Source organism: Pseudomonas gingeri (genome assembly GCF_013386115.1).
In the GTDB taxonomy this organism is placed as follows: domain Bacteria; phylum Pseudomonadota; class Gammaproteobacteria; order Pseudomonadales; family Pseudomonadaceae; genus Aquipseudomonas; species Aquipseudomonas gingeri.
Genome location: NZ_JACAOR010000008.1, coordinates 489,024 through 509,422, shown reverse-complemented (window position 1 = coordinate 509,422; position 20,399 = coordinate 489,024). Strand labels below are relative to the sequence as shown.

Sequence of the window (20,399 nt, the reverse complement as noted above, 5' to 3'; positions counted from 1 at the left end):
GGTCAACCTTCCAGAACCAGGCCAGGTCATAGGCAATCGCAATCAGCTCACCGATGGCTGCGATGCCGCACTCATGAAAAAACCCGCCACCGCCCAGCTCAGGGTGTTGAGGTCGGACAGGTCCAGCTGGTTGACCGACGACGGCGGGATGCCGGCGCAGACCGCGATGTACTTGGCCGCGACATCCATGTCGAGGCTGACTTCTTCGCTCTTGTCGATCTTGTACGGCAGCGCCTTGATCGCCCGCACCTCCTGCACCGTCGGACGGCGCAGGGTGAGTTCGAGCAGCGGTTCGCCGTGGGCCTCGATGGGCACCTGCAACTTCACCGGATCGGTCATTGCCAGGTCCCCTTGATGCCTTCGAATTTCAGTTCGATGGCCGCGTCATCGCCCTTGGCGACCGGCTCTTCGACCAGGTAGGCACCGGCCAGCACATAGACCTTGCCGTTGCTGAATTCGCAGGTGACGGTCATGTCGGAACCGGCGATCAGTTGCTTGAGGGGGAAGTCCGGGGTATGCAGCGCAGTGACCTTGAAGGACGGGGTGATATCGGTTTCCTTGTAGAAACCCGGCACGACCGTTTCCCGTTTGACGGCCATCAGGGGCGCTTCGCAGCCGCCGTTGATGGTCAGTTGAGCGCCGTCCACTTTGACGTAGCAGGTGCCCGCAATCAGTTGACCCATGGTGTATCTCCTTGCAATAAAAAGTGATGCCCCTTGTCTTCGCCGTGCAAATCGACAAGGGGGGGATCAGAGCGGTGAGCGCGACTTACAGGGCCTCGACGATGACGTTGTCGATGAGCGCGTAGTGCGTGTAAGGGTTCTCTTCGTTGAAAAAGCTCAACGTCGTTTGGGGAGTGGTTGCGGTGAAGTCATAGGTGATGGTTTTCCAGGCCACGGCCTGGGTGGCTACGACGGGAGTGTCGAAACTCACCGTCTGCCCCGCTACCTTGACCTGAATCACGCCGGTACCGGTACGACCGCTCGCGGCGCTATTGCCCGCGCTGAAGGTCAGCCGATAACGTTGACCGACAGCAGTCTTGAAATTCTGCTGGATGCCGCCGCCATTCGTGTAGACGTAGTTCGCCAGGTCTACGGCGTTCACCCCGTCGGCAGCAGCCGAGCCGGGGACCGTCGCCGGTACGCTGAAGTATTCGACGCCGGAGAGAAAAGTCGTCCAGCCCGAAATGAAGTCGGCCTGGGCAGGGGTATCCAGAATGCAGTTGAAACTGCAACCTGGAGACTCGAAGCTGCCATTGACCAACAGATTGGCGGCGAACGCCGGGGTAGCGGTCGCCAGCAGCGCAGCCGACACGAGACCGGCACCGAGATACTGTTTAATCGCTTTCATGTTTTCACCTTTGCACTGAATGATCGGGTGGCAATCAAGCCACCGCGTCGTACTGCAGACGGAACTGGTTGAGCAGCGCGAACACGCGCAGGCCGTTGATGTAGTCAGGCGGGAACAGCACGTTGACCCGGCTCGGGTCCTGGCTGTCGCGCTCGACGATCAGGTGCTCGGCGAACAGCTCGGCGTTTTCCACATGACCTTCCAGTTCGAGCTTCGCGTACTGGGCAATCAGCTCGCCGCGAATGGTGCTCGGGGTGACGATCGGCTGCCCGGCGCCGAAGCGGGTGCCATCGCTGGCGAGCTTGTGGCGACCGTACTTGCTGGTGATCACGCTTTGCAGGCGACGGACGATAAAGGCCGACTGATGCATGGTTTCGCTGTCCAGGTAGGAGTTGTCCGCCTGGCCGTACGCGTTTTTCTGGTAGGTGGTGATCGCACGCTGGATGCGCACGTAGCCGCCTTCGTAGTACGCGGTGGCGATGCCGTAGCTGAGCAGCGACTGGCGCTCGGTCAGGGTGAAACGCTCGCTGGCCGGAGCCGGATCGATACCCGGCAGGCTGCCGCTCTGGGTCGGACGGCTGGCGTCGGCGGAGATGAACACCGCGGTGCGCGCGGCCAGGGCCGCGGCCTGGATCCAGTACGGTTGCGGAACGCCGGGCTCCAGGGCCTGGATGGTCATGTGCTGGTCGTTGCGGGTCTGGCCGGCCGCCACCAGGGTGCCGATGGTGCCGCGCTTGGCGGTGTAGACGTGGCCGAACAGCTGCTTGGACCAGGACCAGCGACCGACATTGTCGTCCATCGCCGCTTGCCAGGTGCTCAGGCTGGCCGCGTCGGACCATGGCTGGCAGATGAATTCGAACGGTTCGTCGCCCAGAGCCGCCAGCGCCGCGACCTGATCCGGCACACCGGCGCCACCCGCCATCCTGGCAGTGACGATGGTCAGGCCGGCCGGGGTTTCTTCGCCGTTGCTCTTGCCCAGGCGGTTGAACTGCAGGCTGATGTCGTTGCCGCTGTCACCGGTCCATTTGCAGCTCAGGGTAACGGTGCCATCGGTGGCCACGGCACTGACCGGCAGGTCGGCGGCGGCGTTGACTTGCAGGGCCAGGGTAGTTGCCACCTGGGCGGCGGTCGCGCCGTTGACCACGGCGGCCTGGACCCGCACACCACCGACATACAGGTTGAGCACGCCGCTTTCGGTGGCGGCGCCGGTCAGTTTCAGATCGGCCTTGGCAATCGCGCCGGTGCTATTGCGCAGCGGCAGGCACCAGATCTCGCCGACCGGATCGGTCTTGCGCCAGGTGTCGTACATCGCGGCGAGCATCGAGCCCTGGCCACCGATGCTCTTCGCCAGGGCGACGCTGGAGACCAGTACCAGGCTGCCGATTTCCGCGCTGGTGGCGTTGTCATTGACCTGGGCGACGATCAGTCGACGCAGGGTCGACGACGCGCTATTGGCCGCCGAGTTGTCCATCTCGGCATAGAACAGCGGAACACGCAGGTCCGCGGGGATGTTGCTGAATCCGATAGCCATTATTGGGCATCCTGTGGTTGTGCCGCTTGCACGGCGGTGAGGGTGATATCGCCATCGGCCTGACGACGGCGCCACCAGGCGCTGTCAGCCACTTCGCGACCGGCGACCGGCAGCAGATCGCCGGCTTCCGGGTCCGGCACGGCGCGGCCTTCGGCCGGCACTACGGTGATGCGTTGGGTCATTGCTTTACGTCTCCTGAAAAAGTCAGCTCCAGACGCCCGTCGGGGCCTGGGCGGTGCAGATTGGGGTCGGCCGGGTCGATGGCATCGACCCGCACCGTCACCCCGGTAAAAGACGGCAAGCCGTCCAATTCACGCTCGTGCCAGGTTTCCGCCGGGTCGCTGGAGCGATTGCGCCCCAGCTGGAACTCGGCGAAGAAATGCAGGCGATAGAGCAGGCGGCTGGCATTGATCGAAATCAGTTCGCCGCCGTCGTATTCGAGAGGGGTGTAGAAGGTGTCGGGCTTGAAGCCCACCAGCGCACGCCAGAGTTCGGCGCGCAGGGTATGCAGTTGGTCGAACGCGGCCTGGCCGTTGCTGCCGTCGAGCACCAGGGTCAGTTCCAGGCGATCGCGGATGCCCTGGCGGGTGACGTTCTGCGAAGCGTCCTTGCTCGCCAGGTCGGCGATCACGGCGACAAATGCCGCCGGGGTTTGCAGCGTGGTGTTGCCTTGCAACAGGTCGAGATCAAGGCCGGTCGAGATAGATGAGGCAAGACTGGGGCATTGATCGCGCAATTGCTTGAGGATCGGGGTGATTTTCATGGGGTGCACCGGGCAATAAAAAACCCGTCGTTTGACGGGTTCGACAGGCGATCACTCGCCTCCAGAAAGCCCGCATCCATGCGGGCTGGGCCCTGCTCTCGGGCCCGACGGCTCCAGTCCGTTGGTGATGTTGATGACCTCCTTGTTCAAGGATTTGCCGGACTACTGTCCAGACCTGGTTTCCGGGGGAGGCGCTTCGCCCACCCCCAGCCGCCTGGCCGCCCAGCGCTCGTAAAGGCCGATAGCGACATCCGCACCGGCCATGGCGGTCAGGCATCCAAAGGCGCCGGCGGTCCAGATCGACACGCCGGCGGCGTACAGCAGCATGATGGTCGACACCCCGCAGACCATGCAGGCCCCGGAGCGCAGCGCCAGCCGGCGCAGCAGCGACCAGCCACGGGCGCCCTCCTTGTCGGCACGCCACATTTCACCGGAAACGCCGCCGATCACGGCCAGCACGATGACCAGCCAGACAGGCATGTCCGCCAACGCTTGTTGCTCGTTCGTCATGTCACGCCTCCTGCAATAAAAAGGGGCCATTCATTGGCCGGTGGGGGTTTCGCTTGGATTTCAAGATGAAGGATTCTCGTGGAAGCCCAGGTTCGGTGGGCATTCCAAAAAGCCCGGTCGCCCAGGCTTTTCAGTAATGCGGTCCTGATGCCCCGGCCTGAACCGACCCGCGTTTTCGGCGAGGCGGATTTCCGGCAAGGCACTTGATCCTTCGGCGCTACTGGCGCGGTACGGATCGATTCGAATTGTTCCTCCGACCGCGACCCTGTCCGCCGGATAACTGCTTACGGTGCTTTACGCTGCACACCCGGGTCAGTTGCCAACCCTCTGAACCGTTGAGGCCGGTTCATCGCTGCCTGTTCTTTGAAGCGGTGTCACTAAAGAGCTTCGGGTTGCCCCTGGCATTTCTGCCTGTGGCCGACCTTTCCGGCCGGCTTGAGACAAAGAATATGCATGTATGCATATACAGTCAATGCACAAATGCATTTATTTATGCATCGAGATTTGCACCCATGCATGAAACCCATGTCGGTCAGGGGCTGCGGCTTTTTTTGGGGCGAAAAAAAACCCACATCGCTGTGGGTTTTTTCCGAGTCAGGACGGATTAGCGGGCGTACATGCCCCACCAGAAGACATGACCGAGGATGGTGATCTGCTCTTCCTGGATTTCCTGGAAGCTGTAGTCCTCATCCGGATGCTCGTCACGATTGAAGCTGCGCAGGCGGATCCCGCTGGGCAGGCGATAGAGTTGTTTCACCCGCAGTTGACCGTTGTGGTTGATGGCATAGAGGTCGCCGTCGACGATGTCGCCGATGGCGCTCTTGCCGGCGTTGACCCCGACCGTGGCGCCGTCGCGCAGCACCGGCAACATACTGTTGCCACGCACGGTCACGCACTTGGCCTGGTCGAACTGCACGCCGTTATGGCGAAGGCTGCGTTTGCCGAAGCGCAGGCTGGCCTTCTCGCTTTCCTCGATGACGAATCTTCCTGATCCAGCAGCCAATTCAACCTCGCGAAGAAAGGGAACGGAAACCTCGTCTTCATCGACGGGGGTATCGTCGTCCCACAGGCTTATATCCTTGAGTTCCGAATGCAGCGTGACCGGCTCCTGATCCCTGGTGCCGGCAATGTCGGCACGTCCGCGCAACTGGTCGGTGCTGACACGGAAATACTCGGCGATCTTCGAGATGTGCTTGTCCGAAGGATCGACGATCTTCCCGCTGAGGATGCGCGACAGGGTGGATTGGGGCACGCCGGTACGACGGTGAAGCTCCGTGGGGGAGATCCCGTGACGGTCGAGCAATGCTCGGAGGACGGTAGAAACGTTGCGTATTTGCATAACGCGCATATTGCTTGGGCTTTTCGCGAATGGCAAATGCTGATTTGCATATTTCATGCATGAAAATTTGCACCGACGTCAAAAGGCCATGCCTGCGGACGCCGGACCGCCCGTGTTAACCTTGCGCCCATCGTAAAGCAGCGGGCCAGACGCCCGACCTTGCCCCCCACTCAAAACGAATCCGCCTAAGTATCCGATGAGTAAAACTACTTCCGATCTGTCCAGCCACACGCCGATGATGCAGCAATACTGGCGCCTGAAGAACCAGCACCCCGACCAGTTGATGTTCTACCGCATGGGCGACTTCTACGAGATCTTCTATGAAGACGCGAAGAAGGCCGCCAAGCTGCTGGACATCACCCTCACGGCCCGCGGGCAGTCGGCCGGGCAGGCGATTCCGATGTGCGGGATTCCGTACCATTCGCTCGAGGGTTATCTGGTCAAGCTGGTCAAGCTGGGCGAGTCGGTGGTGATCTGCGAGCAGATCGGCGACCCGGCCACCAGCAAGGGTCCGGTGGAACGCCAGGTGGTGCGGATCATCACCCCCGGTACCGTCAGTGACGAAGCCCTGCTCGATGAACGCCGCGACAACCTGATCGCCGCCTTGCTGGGCGATGAGCGTCTGTTCGGCCTGGCGGTGCTGGATATCACCAGTGGCAATTTCAGCGTCCTGGAAATCAAGGGCTGGGAAAACCTGCTGGCGGAACTGGAGCGGATCAACCCGGTGGAACTGCTGATTCCGGATGACTGGCCGCAGGGACTGCCGGCGGAAAAACGCCGGGGCACCCGTCGTCGCGCGCCGTGGGATTTCGAGCGCGATTCCGCGCATAAAAGTCTCTGTCAGCAATTTTCCGTGCAGGACCTGAAAGGCTTCGGCTGCGAAACCCTGACCCTGGCCATCGGTGCCGCCGGCTGCCTGCTCAGCTACGCCAAGGAAACCCAGCGCACCGCCCTGCCGCATTTGCGCAGCCTGCGCCATGAGCGCCTGGACGACACCGTGGTGCTCGATGCCGCCAGCCGCCGCAACCTGGAACTGGACACCAACCTCGCCGGCGGTCGCGACAACACCCTGCAATCGGTGGTCGACCGCTGCCAGACCGCCATGGGCAGCCGTCTGCTGACCCGCTGGCTGAACCGTCCGCTGCGTGACCTCAAGGTCCTGACGGCACGCCAGAGCTCCATCACTTGCCTGCTGGAAGGCTACCGCTTTGAAAAGCTGCAACCGCAGCTCAAGGAAATCGGCGATATCGAGCGCATCCTCGCCCGGATCGGCCTGCGCAATGCCCGTCCTCGCGACCTGGCGCGCCTGCGCGATGCCCTCGGCGCACTGCCGCAACTGCAGGACGCGATGCTCGAACTGGACGCCCCGCACCTCAGGCAACTGGCCGCCACCACCCGCACCTACCCGGAACTGGCGATCCTGCTGGAACGCGCCATCATCGATAACCCGCCGGCGATCATCCGCGACGGCGGGGTCCTGAAGACCGGCTACGATACCGAACTGGACGAACTGCTGTCCCTCAGTGAAAACGCCGGGCAGTTCCTGATCGACCTGGAAGCCCGGGAAAAAGCCCGCACGGGCCTGGCCAACCTCAAGGTCGGCTACAACCGTGTCCACGGCTATTTCATCGAGTTGCCGAGCAAGCAGGCCGAGTCGGCGCCGGCCGACTATATCCGCCGCCAGACCCTCAAGGGCGCCGAGCGCTTTATCACCCCGGAACTCAAGGAGTTCGAAGACAAGGCCCTGTCGGCCAAGAGCCGGGCCCTGGCGCGGGAAAAGATGCTTTACGAAGCCCTGCTCGAAACCCTGATTGGCGAGTTGCCGCCATTGCAGGACACCGCCGCGGCGCTGGCTGAACTGGATGTCCTGAGCAACCTCGCCGAACGCGCGCTGAACCTGGACCTGAACTGCCCGCGCTTTGTCGACGAGCCGTGCATGCGTATCAGCCAGGGACGCCATCCGGTGGTCGAGCAGGTGCTGACCACGCCGTTCGTAGCCAACGACCTGGCCCTCGACGACAACACCCGCATGCTGGTGATCACCGGTCCGAACATGGGCGGTAAATCCACCTACATGCGCCAGACCGCATTGATCGTGCTGCTGGCGCATATCGGCAGCTTCGTGCCGGCGGCCAGTTGCGAACTGTCACTGGTGGACCGAATCTTCACCCGGATCGGCTCCAGCGACGACCTGGCCGGTGGCCGCTCGACCTTCATGGTGGAAATGAGCGAAACCGCGAATATCCTGCACAACGCCAGCGAACGCAGCCTGGTGCTGATGGACGAAGTCGGGCGCGGCACCAGTACCTTCGACGGCCTGTCCCTGGCCTGGGCCGCCGCCGAACGCCTGGCGCACCTGCGGGCCTACACGCTGTTCGCCACACACTATTTCGAACTGACGGTGCTGCCGGAAAGCGAACCGCTGGTGGCCAACGTGCACCTGAACGCGACCGAGCACAACGAGCGCATCGTCTTCCTGCACCACGTGCTGCCCGGCCCGGCCAGCCAGAGCTACGGCCTGGCGGTGGCGCAACTGGCCGGCGTGCCGTCCGATGTGATCGTCCGGGCCCGCGAACACCTGAGCCGCCTGGAAACCACCAGCCTGCCCCACGAGATTCCCGTGACCAAGCCCGGCAAGCCGGCGGCACCGATGCAGAGCGACATGTTCGCCAGCCTGCCGCACCCCGTGCTCGATGAACTGGCCAAGCTCGACCTGGACAATCTGACCCCACGCCGCGCGTTGGAAATGCTCTATACATTGAAGACACGGATCTAACGCAGACGGCCGCAAGCTGCTAGAATCTCGCGCGGTTTGGGATGCTGCGGGCTATTAGCCTGGTTCGCAGACTATCGCTCCCGAACCTGGCGAACCCATTTTGACCGGGTTTCGCTGCCGCCGCCTGAGGAGAAAATTAGAAATGACCTTCGTCGTCACCGACAACTGCATCAAGTGCAAGTACACCGACTGCGTAGAAGTCTGTCCGGTGGACTGCTTTTACGAAGGCCCGAACTTCCTGGTGATTCACCCGGACGAGTGCATCGACTGCGCGCTTTGCGAGCCGGAATGCCCTGCTGTGGCTATTTTCTCCGAGGATGAAGTCCCGGAGGACATGCAAGAGTTCATTCAGTTGAACGTCGAGCTGGCTGAAATCTGGCCCAACATCACCGAGAAGAAAGAATCGCTGCCGGATGCCGAAGAGTGGGATGGCGTCAAAGGCAAGATCAAAGACCTCGAACGCTGATTGCCGAGCGTTCCTGAAAAGGCCCCTTGCGGGCCTTTTTACGTTTCCGGGCAGGAGGTTTCACTTTCCTGCAGGCAAAAAAAAGGGGCGGTATGACCCGCCCACATTTTTTCCCTAATCCCTTTTTTCCCTTTCATCATCCTGATGAATCGCATCCTGCGACGTTCCTTCCAGCGACCTTCCTTGATCACCGTGTCTATCCGTCGACACAGGGCTGATATTAAGGGTTTTCAGATCGCCTGCAAGTGGATCCAACGGCAGGCATCTGCCATCCGGATCCATCCATAAATACAAAAATACATATATTTCAACAAGATACAAAAATCATGCGGTGATCTATTCCTACTTCCATCCTTGATCGCTTACGCAACGTGTAAGCAAAGGCTTACACCGGCAAGCCTACAAAAAAGAACTTCTGGATTCCGACACAGTCTCCTGCGCTCATTGCATCAAGACAGTCCCGAGCAAACACCAGCGGCCCGCTCAAACAGGCCGGCAGCACATAAGTACTTGACCAACGACACAGATGATAAGCATTATCATTCGCTTGTAATCGCTCCGGTGCTGTCGTGACGCAATCCCAGTTCAACCAGGTCTTCCTTACCCAGCGGGTCTCGCTGCTGCGGACGCTGCAACGCATGGTGCACAACCACAGCACCGCCGAAGACCTGTTGCAGGAGACGTACCTGCGGGTTACCCGGGCGTTGAGCGAACGCCCCATCGATCACCTCGAACCCTTTGTGTTCCAGACCGCCCGCAACCTGGCGCTGGACCACCTGCGCGCACGACGTATCCAGTCCCGAACCCTGATGGAAGACGTGCCGCTGGAGGTCGTGGAGAATGTCGCCGCGCCGCTGAGCACTCCGGAAGATGCCACCCATGCCGAACAACTGCTGGAGCGCCTGAGTGTGAGCCTTGGTCAATTGAGTGCCCGCCAGCAGCAAATCTTCATCCTCAGCCGCCTGCACGGCTGCAGCTATCAGGAGATCGCCGAACAGCTCGACGTGTCCCTGAGCACCGTGCAGAAGGAACTCAAGCTGATCATGGCCATCTGTGTCGGGGTGGCCGAACGCCTGGATCGCCCTTAAGCTTGGCACCAGACCTATAAGATCCGTCCATGCACAGCAGCGGATCATCGAATCGAACCGTGGCAGCGATTACCGAGGAACACCCGTGACGGACAGCCCCAACCTGCACTCCCCCGAGCCGGCTCGGCAGGTGTTGCAAGACAACGCCATGGATCAGGCACTGGACTGGCTGATCGTGATGGAGTGCCCGAGCGCCGAGCAGCGCGTCGAATTCAATGCCTGGCTCGCCGCCGATCCGGCGCACGCCCAGGCCTACGCCCGCGCCAGCGGCGCCTGGAATGCCGAACCGGTGATCGCCGCCGCCCAGGCCCTGCAAGCCCGGCGTCGGCCGTCGCTGCCACGACGCCTGCGCCCCCACTGGAAACCCCTGGCGACCGCCGCCGTGCTGCTGATCGCCATCGGTATCTACGGCAACCTGCCGTTGCGCCTGCAGGCCGATCACCTGACCGTGGTCGGTGAGCGCCAGCACCTGCAGCTGGAAGATGGCTCCAAGGTCCTGCTCAACACCAACTCGGCGTTCTCCAGTTCCTTCACCGAGCAGAGGCATGTGGCCCGGCTGTACAAGGGCGAGGCGTTTTTCGAGGTGTCCGGCCAGCGCGAACACCCGTTGGAAGTCGATGCCGGCCCGGTCCAGGCCAGCGTGCGCGATACCGCCTTCGCCGTGCGTTACCTCAATGGCGAAGCGCAGGTCCAGGTGGAACGTGGTGATGTCGACCTGCGCACCCGCGACGACAGCGCCCGCCTGCGTCTCTCCGCCGGCAACAGCGTGCGGATCGGTCCCCATGGCTTTGGTCGTCCGGAAAAGCTCGACGTACAGAAGGACCTGGCCTGGGTCCAGGGTCGCCTGGTGTTCGAGAACTGCCCGATGAGCCAGGTGCTGGCCGAACTGCGGCGCTATTACCCCGGCTGGATCGTCAACAACAACGAGCAGTTGGCGCAGGTCGCCGTGACCGGCAACTACCGCCTGGACAAGCCTCTGGACGTGGTCCGCTCCCTCGCCCACATCACCTCCGCGCGGGTATCGGAATACCCGGCGCTGGTCATTCTCAACTAGCTGAAAGTTTTTTTACTCGATAGCGATAGGCCATTCGTCTCGTTATAGCCAATGCAAGTGATTCTCATAAAGAATCGCATTGCAACTATAAGATTCGTACACCGGAGCGCTATCGATGCCCACACGTTTCACGCCCAAGGCCCGCAGCAGCGGCCTGCAACAGTGCACCCTGTCCCTGCTCACCGTCGCTGTGTTGCTCGCCGGTGCCCAGGCGACTCCCGTGCTCGCGGCGACCAGCGCCGAACAGCCGGCACGCAGTCTGGGCAACTACAACTTCGCGATCGCCCAGCAACCGCTGGTGTCGGCCCTGAATGCGTTCACCACGGTCACCGGCTGGCAAGTCGGCCTGCCGGCCGAACTCGGCCAGGGCGTGGCATCACCGGGCGTACGCGGTGCGCTGACGCCGGAAAAAGCCCTGGAGCGCCTGCTGGTCGGCACCAACCTGAGTTACCGCAAGCTGGGCGACAACAATATCGTCCTGGAAAAACGCGCCGGCGGCAGCACCCTCAACCTGCAGCAGGTGACCATCAGTGCCACCCGCCAGGAGCAGGACGTGTCCTCGGTGCCGAGCACCGTGACCGTGCAGGACCGCCAGCAACTCGACCGGCAGAACGTCAACACCATCAAGGAACTGGTGCGTTATGAGCCCGGCGTCTCGGTCGGCGGTGCCGGTCAGCGCGGCGGCGGCATCAGCAACTACAACATCCGCGGCATCGACGGCGACCGCATTCTGACCCAGGTCGATGGCGTCGAAATCCCCGACAGTTTCTTCAACGGTCCCTACGCGCAGACCCAGCGCAACTACGTCGATCCGGAAATCATCAAGCGCGTGGAAATCCTGCGCGGACCGGCCTCCGTTCTCTACGGCAGCAACGCCATCGGCGGCGCCGTGAGTTACTACACCCTCGATCCGGACGACATCATCAAGCCCGGCCAGGACACCGGCGCGCGCCTGAAGACCGGCTACAGTTCCGCCGACAACAGCTGGCTGACCTCCGGCACCGTCGCCGGTCGCAACGGCGACTTCGACGGCTTGCTGCACCTGAGCCAGCGCAACGGCCGCGAAACCGAATCCTATGGCGACACCGGCGGCACCGGCCTCAAGCGGACCGAGGCCAACCCGGAAACCGCCCGGACCACCAACGTGCTGGCCAAGCTGGGCTGGAACTACAACGACGACTCGCGCCTGGGCCTGACCTACGAACGCTTCAAGAGCGACATCGACACCAACCAGCGCAGCGCCGTGGGCGGACCGTTCGGCAATGGCGTCCCGGTCGGCATGTACCTCTCGCGCACAGGCAACGACACGGTGACCCGCGAGCGCTTCGGTATCGAGGACAGCTTCGGCCTGGACAGCGCCGTGGCCGATCACGTCAAGCTGAGCCTGAACTACCAGACCGCCAAGACCGACGAAAGCACCCTGGAAGACTACTTCCCCTTCGTTCGTCATGTGATGCGCAGCCGCGACACGGTCTACCAGGAACAACAGTGGGTACTCGACGCCCAGGCGGACAAGGCCTTCAACATCGGCGAAACCGACCACCTGCTGACTTATGGCACCACGATCAAGCAGCAGAAAGTCACCGGCTCGCGCAGCGGTAGCGGCACCTGCCTGGCGCTCAGCAGCCTGGCGCAGGGCTGTACGGTGATCGGCGGCGACAGCCCGAGGGACCGGCTGGTGAAATCCAGTGACTTCCCGGACCCGACCATCGACAGCTACGGCCTGTTCGCCCAGGACCAGATCAGCTGGAACAAATGGACCTTCCTGCCCGGCCTGCGCTACGACTACACCCAGCTCAAGCCGCATATCACCCAGGAATTCGTCAACACCATCAACGCCGCGGGTGGCGGCACCATCGACGGCTCCGACAAGACCTGGCATCGGCTGTCGCCCAAGTTCGGTCTGACCTATGCCCTGACCGACCAGTACACCTGGTACGGCCAATACGCCGAAGGTTTCCGCACGCCATCGGCCAAGGCCCTTTACGGTCGCTTCCAGAACAGCACCTCCGGCTATAACGTCGAGCCCAACCCGAACCTGGAGCCGGAAAAGAGCAAGAGCTACGAAACCGGCCTGCGCGGCAAGTTCGACGCCGGCTCCTTCGATGTGGCGGTGTTCTATAACAAGTACCGCGACTTCATCAACGAAGACGCCGTCGCCCCGGGCTACAGCGAGCTGACCTTCCAGACCAACAACATCAAGCACGCCACCATCAAGGGCGCGGAAGCCAAGGGTCGCCTGGACCTGGACCACTTCGGTGCACCCCAGGGGCTCTACACCCAGGGCTCGGTGGCCTATACCTACGGTCGCAACGATGACACCGGCGAGCCGATCAACAGCGTCAACCCGCTCACCGGCGTCTTCGGCCTCGGCTACGACCAGGACAACTACGGCGCGCTCTTGAGCTGGACCCTGGTCAAGCGCAAGGATCGGGTCGATGACACCACCTTCAACGCCCCGGACGGCCTGACCAGCAGCAAGCAGTTCAAGACCCCGGGCTACGGTGTGTTCGACCTGACCGGCTTCTACAAGGTGACCGACGATGTGACCGTCAATGCCGGCCTGTACAACCTGACCGACAAGAAATACTGGAACTGGGATGACGTGCGCGGCTACGACGGTGTCGGCGAAGCCGGTGCCGTCAGCCCGGCCAACCTCGACCGCCTGACCGCTCCGGGGCGCAACTTTTCGGTCAACCTGATCTGGGACATCTGACCTTGCGCACCTGACCCCCTGCACACCTCTCCCGCCGCGATATGCATCGGCGGGGTGAGGTTTTTTTACTGTGGCGCGTCTTCTGATTCGTCTATCTATTTGTGTAGCAATTGAAAGCGCCTCTCATTCCCAAGGACTTCGCAATGACCTTCCAGGACAACACCCAGCGCCCGAGCCTGCGCTCCCAACGCCTGAACCAGATCACCAACGAGCCGCACACCCGGCTCGATCATCTGGTGAAGGCCCATGCGCCGTTCGAAACCCAGGCCAACTTCGCCCGTTTTGTCGTCGCCCAGTACCTGTTCCAGTCGGAACTGGTCGCCCTGTACAACGATCCCGAACTGATCGCCATTGTCCCGGACCTGCCGGCCCGCTGCCGTGCCGAACAGGCCAAGGCCGACCTCGCCGACCTGGACACCGAAGTACCGGCACCGGTCGCCGGTGCGGTGCACAACCCGAGCAAGGCCGAAGCGCTGGGCTGGATCTTTGTCTCCGAGGGTTCCAAGCTCGGTGCGGCGTTCCTGATCAAGCGTGCCGTGGGCCTGGGCCTGAGCGAAACCTTCGGTGCCCGTCACCTGGGCGAGCCGGCCGGTGGTCGTGCCGAAGGCTGGAAGAGCTTCATCAAGACCCTCGACGGCCTGGAGTTCAGCGCCGAAGAAGAAGCCGCGGTGGAAAAAGGCGCCATCGATGCCTTCGTACGCTTCACCGTGCTGCTGGAACAGGCCTACGCCACGGCGCCCGAACTGGCCTGATGCGAAAGTCCCCGGTGGACGCTACCTCGTGGCGAGCGGGCCCGCCCGCACGCCATGAGAACCCGCTCCGCGGCACACGCCTTGAACGAACGGCATTGCACCAAGGCTTGAGCCATTTTGCCCAGCGCACCACAATCGACGCCATGACCAGCAAAACACCCTCGTCCTCGAAACTCGCGCGCATCCTGTTCGGCGTGCTCGCCTATGTCAGCCTCGCCATCGGCCTGATCGCCATTGTCGTGCCCGGCCTGCCCACCACCGAGTTCATCCTGCTGGCCGCCTGGGCCGCCACCCGAAGCTCGCCGCGCCTGAGTGCCTGGCTGGAAAACCACCGCCTGTTCGGGCCGATCCTGAGCAACTGGCGCAATGGCAAGATCATCGCCCGCCGGGCCAAGATCAGCGCCACCGTCAGCATGTTGCTCTGCGCCACCCTGATGCTGGTGATGCTCGAACATGGCTGGCCGATCTACCTGGCCATCGCCGGCATGAGCCTGGGCAATCTGTGGATCTGGTCCCGTCCCGAGCACCTGCCGGTCGCCGGGCAACCCTGAAAACACTGCTGCATCCGTACTCTCCGCTGGATCTTCCCACGCAACCGTTTGCGACCACCGCTCATCGGCAAAGCCTCATGTAACAAGGCCTGTAGCCGATGTTGCAGGAATAGCGCCGGATGGAGTTGGCGAACAGGAGTCGGCCCGGACTCGCCTGTCTTCCCCCTTTTCCATCTCGCGAGTACGCCTATGTTCGACGCCCTCTCCATCCGCCTGAAAATCGTCCTGCTGTCCGGCCTGTGCCTGCTTGGCGTAGTGGGGCTGATTGTCGGCATGAATGTCTACCAGACTCGCCAGAGCAACGCGCTGACCGAGTCCTCCAGCAGCCAGATGCTGATCGCCAGTGTCCAGGACCTGCTCCAGGCCAAGGCCGCCGAACAGGCCGTGCGCCTGCAGAAGACCTTCGGCGAAAGCCTGCTGGTGATCACCGCCCTGGCCGACCAGATCAACGATATGCGTACCCAGGCCGACAGGCATGCGCTACCGGCCGCGGCCCTGCGCGAGGATCTCAACCAGAGCCTCAAGACCGCTTTCGACCGCAACGCCAGGGTGCTCGGTGTCTGGCTGGCCTTCGAGCCCAACGGCCTGGATGGCAAGGATGGCGAATTCCTCAATGACGCACCGCGCGGCGCCAACGAGGCCGGGCGCTTCGCCAGCTACTGGAGTCGCGCCGGGGGCCAGGCGCTGAATACGGTGATGGTCGAGGACGACATGAACAAGACCACCCTCAGCCTCAGCGGTACACCCTACAACAGCTGGTACACCTGCCCACGCGACAACAAGCGGACCTGCCTGCTGGACCCGTACGCCGACACCGTGGGGGGCAAGCAGGTGCTGATGACCACCATTTCCCTGCCGCTGGTCAGCAACGGCAAGGTCATCGGCGTGGTCGGCATCGACATCGCCCTGGACTCCCTGCAGGCCGCCGCCAACGACTCGCGCCGCGAGCTGTTCAACGGTGCCGGCAACATGCTGATCGTTTCCGGCAGCGGCGTGCTCGCCGGCTTCAGCGGCGATCCGGCGGCGGTCGGCAAGAACATCGGCGACGTCCTCGGCGGCGAAGGCAAGGACGTGCTCCAGGCCGTCTCCGGCGGCGGGGCGAAGATCCTCAAGCAGGGCGACCTGATCCGCGCAGTTTACCCGGTCAGTCCGATTGCCGAGGCCAAGGCCTGGGGCGTGGTGATCGATCTGCCGCAAAAGGTCCTGCTCGCTGACTCGGTGAAACTGCAGAAAGTCCTCGATGAAGCGCAGTCCCGCGGCACCCTGGAGGCCCTGCTGATTGCCGCCGTCGCCGGCCTGGTCGGCCTGTTGCTGATCTGGCTGACGGCCTCCGGCGTGACCCGGCCGATCAACCGCGTGGCCGCGATGCTCAAGGCGATTGCCAGCGGCGACGGCGACCTGACCCAGCGCCTGGACTACAGCAAGAAGGATGAATTGGGCGAACTGGTCGGCTGGTTCAACCGCTTCCTCGACAAGCTGCAACCGACCATTGCCCAGATCAAGCAGAGCATCGTCGATGCCCGCAGTACCGCCGACCAGTCCTCGGCCATCGCCCGCCAGACCAGCGAAGGCATGCAGACCCAGTTCCGCGAAATCGACCAGGTCGCCACCGCCTCCAACGAAATGAGCGCCACCGCCCACGATGTCGCCAACAGTGCTTCGAACGCCGCCCAGGCGGCCAAGGGCGCGGATCAGTCGGCCAGGGACGGGATGTCGATCATCGAGCGCAGCACCCGCGATATCAACCAGTTGGCCGAGGAAGTCAGCAAGGCCGTGGGCGAAGTCGAAGCCCTGGCGGTCAACAGCGAGCAGATCGGTTCGGTACTGGAGGTGATCCGCAGCATTGCCGAGCAGACCAACCTGCTGGCCCTGAACGCGGCCATCGAGGCGGCACGGGCCGGGGAAAGCGGACGCGGCTTCGCCGTGGTGGCCGATGAAGTGCGCAACCTGGCCAAGCGCACCCAGGACTCGGTGGAAGAGATCCGCCTGGTGATCGAGCGGATCCAGAGCGCGACCCGTGGCGTGGTGGCGACCATGCACTCCAGCCAGAGCCAGGCCCAGAGCAACGCCGGGCAGATCCAGCAGGCGGTGCAGGCCCTGGGCAAGATCAGCGACGCGGTGACCGTGATCAGCGATATGAACCTGCAGATCGCCAGCGCGGCGGAACAGCAGAGCGCGGTGGCCGAGGAAGTGAACCGCAATGTCTCGGCGATCCGTAGCGTGACCGAGACCCTGACCGGGCAGGCCGACGAGTCGGCGCAGGTCAGCAGCCAGCTCAATGCCCTGGCCAACCACCAGATGAAGCTGATGGATCAGTTCCGCGTATAGCCGCTCTGGAAACATCGACAGCAGCGGGAATTTGCGGTGCAATGGCCCTTCTCATGGAGGGCTTTTCAATGACTGATCTGCTGAAGTCCATTCAAGCCGCACTGGAACTGCCAGGCTCTTCCCCGACCTTCACCGAACGCGGCGCCCTGCCCTCGGCCTTCGCCGTCACCGACCTGGCCAGCGCCAGCCTCGCCGCCGCCGGCGCAGCGGTCGCCGAATTGCTCCAGCAGCAGACCGGGCAGCGTCCGAGCATCGGCGTCGACCGGCGCCTGGCCTCCTTCTGGTTCGCCAGCTCCCTGCGCCCCATCGACTGGACCCTGCCGCCGCCCTGGGACCCGATTGCCGGTGACTACGCCACACGCGACGGCTGGATCCGCCTGCACACCAATGCGCCTCACCATCGGGCCGCCGCCGAACGGGTCCTGGGCCAGGTCACGGATCGCCAGGCGATGGCCGCCCGGGTGGCCCAGTGGAGCAAGGGCGAACTGGAGCAGGCCATCGTCGCCATCGGTGGCTGCGCCGCCGAAATGCGCGCGTGGACCGACTGGAAAAGCCACCCCCAGGGCCTGGCGGTCAACGCCGAGGCGCTGGTCCAGCGCAGCACCGATACCCTGCAACGGCCACTGCACTGGCAGGGTTCGACGGCGCGTCCGCTGGCTGGAATCAAGGTCCTCGACCTGACCCGGGTGCTCGCCGGTCCCGTTGCCAGCCGCCTGCTCGCCGGACTCGGCGCCGATGTCCTGCGCATCGATCCCCCGGACTGGGATGAACCCGGCCTGGTCCCGGAAGTCACCCTGGGCAAACGCTGCGCCCGCCTGGACCTGCACGACAGCGCCGACCGCGAGGTCTTCGAACACCTGCTGAGCCAGGCCGATATCCTCCTGCATGGTTACCGGGCCGACGCCCTGGAACGCCTGGGTTACGACGCCCGGCGCCGCCAGCAGCTGGCTCCCGGACTGATCGACGTGAGTCTCAATGCCTATGGCTGGAGCGGACCGTGGCAGCACCGTCGCGGCTTCGACAGCCTGGTGCAGATGAGCACCGGGATTGCCCAGGCGGGCATGGACTGGAAGCAGGCGGATAAACCGACACCGCTGCCGGTGCAGGCGCTGGACCAGGGCACCGGCTACCTGATGGCGGCTGCGGCGATCCGGGCGCTGACCGAACGCCTGGACAGCGGACGCGGCGGCACGGCGCGCCTGTCGTTGGCGCGGACCGCGAAGTTGTTGGTGGAACAGGGCCCGGTCAATGACCCGGAACCCTTGCGCCGCGAGGTGCCGGCCGATCGCAGCACCCTGGTGGAGTACACCGTCTGGGGGCCGGCGCATCGCCTGGCAGCACCGCTGAACATAGAAGGGTCGCCGTTGCGCTGGCAGTTCCCGGCCGGGGAACTGGGCGCCCATCCCGCAAAGTGGTGGTGAATCTGCAATCGCTTTCGCTGGCAAGCCAGCTCCCACAAGGTTTGCGCCGTACACAAAATCGGTGTGCAACGCGGGCCCTGTGGGAGCCGGGCTTGCCCGCGAAGAGGCCCGGGCAGGCAGCACAAGACTTCAGAGGCTCAACACCCCGCTATACAACCCATAGGCCGCCAGCGAAGCCCCCGTCACCACGCAGCCGAAGATGCCCTTTTCCACCCGGGTGAACAGTGGCTGCCCCTGCTCACGCTTGGCCAGGGCAAACAGGATCACTCCCGGGGCATACAGCAGCGCCGAGAGCAGCAGGTATTTCACCCCGCCCGCATACAACAGCCAGATCGCGTAGATCAGCGCAATGCCACCGACCAGCAGGTCCTTGCGGCGTTCGCCCGCCGCACCCTCGTAGGTTTCCCCACGACCGCTCAACAACACCGCATAGGCCGCCGACCACAGGTACGGCACGAGAATCATCGATGACGCCAGGTAGATCAGGCTGGTGTAGGTGCCCGCCGAAAACAGCGTGATCAACAGGAACAACTGGATCATCACATTGGTCAGCCACAGGGCATTGACCGGCACGTGGTTGGCGTTTTCCTTTTTCAGGAAGGCCGGCATGGTCCGGTCCCGCGCCGTGGCAAAGAGGATTTCGGCACACAGCAATGCCCAGGACAACAAGGCCCCGAGCAACGACACCGCCAGGCCGATGCTGATCAGCAAGGCGCCCCAGGGCCCGACGATATGCTCCAGTACCGCCGCCAGGGACGGGTTCTGCAATTGCGCCAGTTCCGGGCGGCTCATGATCCCCAGGGACAAGACATTCACCAGCACCAGCAAGGCCAGCACGCCGATAAAACCGATGACCGTGGCCTTGCCGACATCCGCGCGTTTCTCCGCCCGTCCGGAGTAGACGCTGGCACCCTCGATACCGATGAACACAAATACCGTCACCAGCATCATGTTGCGCACCTGGTCGATCACCCCGCCGAAATCCGGGTTGCCGCGCCCCCAGATATCCCGGGTGAAGATATCGGCCCTGAACGCCACGGCGGCGATCACGATAAACATCACGATGGGCACGATCTTGGCGACCGTGGTCAGCTGGTTGATAAAGGCCGCCTCCCTGATCCCGCGCATGACCAGGAAATGCACCGCCCACAGCAACACCGAGGCACAACCGATCGCCACCGGCGTGTTGCCCTGGCCGAAGACCGGGAAGAAGTAACCGAGGGTGCTGAACAACAGGACGAAGTAGCCGACGTTGCCCAGCCAGGCGCTGATCCAGTAGCCCCAGGCCGACGAAAACCCCATGTAGTCGCCAAACCCGGCCTTGGCATAGGCATAGACCCCGGAATCCAGCTCCGGCTTGCGGTTGGCCAGGGTCTGGAAGACGAAGGCCAGGGTCAGCATGCCGACCGCCGTGATTGCCCAACCGATCAAGATCGCCCCGGCATCCGCCCGCGCCGCCATGTTCTGCGGCAGGGAGAAGATCCCGCCACCGATCATCGAGCCGACCACCAGGGCAATCAGCGCACCGAGCCGCAGTTTCTGTGCCGGTTGTGACATATCCACTCCCTGTATTTCCAATTGTTTCAATTATCAAAGAGAGAACGACAGTTCACTCGATTAATGATCGCCTGTCGGAATTCGTTTATTGGATATGGCTAATAAACACGGGAGCTTAAGACCGTTTTCGACTATGCGCCCGGCTCGAACAGACAGTTTTGTGAGCGATTCGAGATTAATCAAGGGCGTTTGAAAAA

Annotated in this window: 18 protein-coding genes and 1 pseudogene; 10 read left to right on the top strand and 9 right to left on the bottom strand. The window is 63.0% G+C overall.

Going from position 1 to position 20,399, the window contains the following annotated elements:
• Positions 1-42: 42 nt before the first annotated feature.
• From HX881_RS18180 to HX881_RS18145, 8 genes are all read right to left on the bottom strand, one after another.
• A complete protein-coding gene (locus HX881_RS18180) occupies positions 43-339 on the bottom strand; it encodes a phage tail assembly protein (protein ID WP_017127631.1) in 297 nt (98 codons plus the stop codon).
• Positions 336-683: a phage tail tube protein gene (locus HX881_RS18175; protein WP_017127630.1), complete on the bottom strand. Its 348-nt coding sequence runs from the start codon at positions 681-683 to the stop codon at positions 336-338. The genes HX881_RS18180 and HX881_RS18175 overlap by 4 nt, the downstream gene beginning before the upstream one ends.
• Positions 684-768: 85 nt before the next feature.
• The gene (locus HX881_RS18170; RefSeq protein WP_017127629.1) at positions 769-1,350 is read right to left on the bottom strand and encodes a DUF642 domain-containing protein; all 582 of its coding nucleotides are present in this window, start codon (positions 1,348-1,350) and stop codon (positions 769-771) included.
• A 34-nt stretch (positions 1,351-1,384) separates the two neighbouring features.
• Complete coding sequence (locus HX881_RS18165) at positions 1,385-2,881, bottom strand: phage tail sheath subtilisin-like domain-containing protein (protein ID WP_017127628.1); 1,497 nt, start codon at positions 2,879-2,881, stop codon at positions 1,385-1,387.
• A complete protein-coding gene (locus HX881_RS18160) occupies positions 2,881-3,063 on the bottom strand; it encodes a DUF2635 domain-containing protein (protein WP_177085811.1) in 183 nt (60 codons plus the stop codon). Before HX881_RS18160 ends, HX881_RS18165 begins: the two co-directional genes overlap by 1 nt.
• Positions 3,060-3,644, bottom strand: a complete 585-nt coding sequence (locus HX881_RS18155; RefSeq protein WP_017127626.1) for a phage tail terminator protein — start codon at positions 3,642-3,644, stop codon at positions 3,060-3,062. Before HX881_RS18155 ends, HX881_RS18160 begins: the two co-directional genes overlap by 4 nt.
• 162 nt (positions 3,645-3,806) lie before the next feature.
• On the bottom strand, positions 3,807-4,154 hold the full coding sequence (locus HX881_RS18150; protein WP_177085809.1) for a phage holin family protein: 348 nt from the start codon (positions 4,152-4,154) through the stop codon (positions 3,807-3,809).
• 604 nt (positions 4,155-4,758) lie between these two features.
• A complete protein-coding gene (locus HX881_RS18145) occupies positions 4,759-5,502 on the bottom strand; it encodes a LexA family transcriptional regulator (RefSeq protein WP_083875407.1) in 744 nt (247 codons plus the stop codon).
• Between the two features lie 187 nt (positions 5,503-5,689).
• On the opposite strand from HX881_RS18145, the gene mutS reads away from it, so the two are divergent.
• The 10 genes and pseudogenes from mutS (at position 5,690) to HX881_RS18100 (ending at position 18,645) form a co-directional block, all read left to right on the top strand.
• The gene (gene mutS / locus HX881_RS18140) at positions 5,690-8,269 is read left to right on the top strand and encodes a DNA mismatch repair protein MutS (RefSeq protein ID WP_177085807.1); all 2,580 of its coding nucleotides are present in this window, start codon (positions 5,690-5,692) and stop codon (positions 8,267-8,269) included.
• Between the two features lie 142 nt (positions 8,270-8,411).
• Entirely contained in the window at positions 8,412-8,735 is a 324-nt protein-coding gene (gene fdxA, locus HX881_RS18135) for a ferredoxin FdxA (RefSeq protein WP_003222178.1), read from the top strand.
• 569 nt (positions 8,736-9,304) lie between these two features.
• Positions 9,305-9,823 carry an RNA polymerase sigma factor gene (locus HX881_RS18130; protein ID WP_017127609.1) on the top strand — a complete coding sequence of 173 codons (519 nt, stop codon included), beginning with the start codon at positions 9,305-9,307 and terminating at the stop codon, positions 9,821-9,823.
• Positions 9,824-9,908: 85 nt separating this feature from the next.
• Positions 9,909-10,877 carry a FecR family protein gene (locus tag HX881_RS18125; RefSeq protein ID WP_017127608.1) on the top strand — a complete coding sequence of 323 codons (969 nt, stop codon included), beginning with the start codon at positions 9,909-9,911 and terminating at the stop codon, positions 10,875-10,877.
• 115 nt (positions 10,878-10,992) lie between these two features.
• On the top strand, positions 10,993-13,593 hold the full coding sequence (locus HX881_RS18120) for a TonB-dependent receptor (protein WP_177085805.1): 2,601 nt from the start codon (positions 10,993-10,995) through the stop codon (positions 13,591-13,593).
• Positions 13,594-13,736: 143 nt separating this feature from the next.
• Positions 13,737-14,345 (top strand): biliverdin-producing heme oxygenase, encoded by a 609-nt coding sequence (locus tag HX881_RS18115; protein WP_017127606.1) that lies wholly within the window; start codon positions 13,737-13,739, stop codon positions 14,343-14,345.
• Between the two features lie 143 nt (positions 14,346-14,488).
• On the top strand, positions 14,489-14,896 hold the full coding sequence (locus tag HX881_RS18110; RefSeq protein ID WP_042936229.1) for a YbaN family protein: 408 nt from the start codon (positions 14,489-14,491) through the stop codon (positions 14,894-14,896).
• Between the two features lie 189 nt (positions 14,897-15,085).
• Positions 15,086-16,366: pseudogene (locus HX881_RS33250) on the top strand (methyl-accepting chemotaxis protein); the annotation flags it as partial.
• 102 nt (positions 16,367-16,468) lie between these two features.
• Positions 16,469-17,224 (top strand): methyl-accepting chemotaxis protein, encoded by a 756-nt coding sequence (locus HX881_RS33245; RefSeq protein WP_370590368.1) that lies wholly within the window; start codon positions 16,469-16,471, stop codon positions 17,222-17,224.
• 68 nt (positions 17,225-17,292) lie between these two features.
• Positions 17,293-18,645 (top strand): CoA transferase, encoded by a 1,353-nt coding sequence (locus tag HX881_RS18100; RefSeq protein ID WP_177085801.1) that lies wholly within the window; start codon positions 17,293-17,295, stop codon positions 18,643-18,645.
• Positions 18,646-18,774: 129 nt separating this feature from the next.
• Here HX881_RS18100 and arcD read toward each other — a convergent pair whose 3' ends face one another.
• A complete protein-coding gene (arcD, locus tag HX881_RS18095) occupies positions 18,775-20,202 on the bottom strand; it encodes an arginine-ornithine antiporter (RefSeq protein ID WP_177085799.1) in 1,428 nt (475 codons plus the stop codon).
• Positions 20,203-20,399: the final 197 nt, after the last annotated feature.

Coding starts and splice junctions, on each gene's coding strand:
- arcD (WP_177085799.1), bottom strand. CDS start 20,202: ATGTCACAACCGGCACAGAAACTGCGGCTCGGTGCGCTGATTGCCCTG.
- HX881_RS18100 (WP_177085801.1), top strand. CDS start 17,293: ATGACTGATCTGCTGAAGTCCATTCAAGCCGCACTGGAACTGCCAGGC.
- HX881_RS18160 (WP_177085811.1), bottom strand. CDS start 3,063: ATGACCCAACGCATCACCGTAGTGCCGGCCGAAGGCCGCGCCGTGCCG.
- HX881_RS18170 (WP_017127629.1), bottom strand. CDS start 1,350: ATGAAAGCGATTAAACAGTATCTCGGTGCCGGTCTCGTGTCGGCTGCG.
- HX881_RS18165 (WP_017127628.1), bottom strand. CDS start 2,881: ATGGCTATCGGATTCAGCAACATCCCCGCGGACCTGCGTGTTCCGCTG.
- HX881_RS18155 (WP_017127626.1), bottom strand. CDS start 3,644: ATGAAAATCACCCCGATCCTCAAGCAATTGCGCGATCAATGCCCCAGT.
- HX881_RS18110 (WP_042936229.1), top strand. CDS start 14,489: ATGACCAGCAAAACACCCTCGTCCTCGAAACTCGCGCGCATCCTGTTC.
- HX881_RS18150 (WP_177085809.1), bottom strand. CDS start 4,154: ATGACGAACGAGCAACAAGCGTTGGCGGACATGCCTGTCTGGCTGGTC.
- HX881_RS18175 (WP_017127630.1), bottom strand. CDS start 683: ATGGGTCAACTGATTGCGGGCACCTGCTACGTCAAAGTGGACGGCGCT.
- HX881_RS18120 (WP_177085805.1), top strand. CDS start 10,993: ATGCCCACACGTTTCACGCCCAAGGCCCGCAGCAGCGGCCTGCAACAG.
- HX881_RS18145 (WP_083875407.1), bottom strand. CDS start 5,502: ATGCGCGTTATGCAAATACGCAACGTTTCTACCGTCCTCCGAGCATTG.
- HX881_RS18180 (WP_017127631.1), bottom strand. CDS start 339: ATGACCGATCCGGTGAAGTTGCAGGTGCCCATCGAGGCCCACGGCGAA.
- mutS (WP_177085807.1), top strand. CDS start 5,690: ATGAGTAAAACTACTTCCGATCTGTCCAGCCACACGCCGATGATGCAG.
- HX881_RS33245 (WP_370590368.1), top strand. CDS start 16,469: ATGCAGACCCAGTTCCGCGAAATCGACCAGGTCGCCACCGCCTCCAAC.
- HX881_RS18115 (WP_017127606.1), top strand. CDS start 13,737: ATGACCTTCCAGGACAACACCCAGCGCCCGAGCCTGCGCTCCCAACGC.
- fdxA (WP_003222178.1), top strand. CDS start 8,412: ATGACCTTCGTCGTCACCGACAACTGCATCAAGTGCAAGTACACCGAC.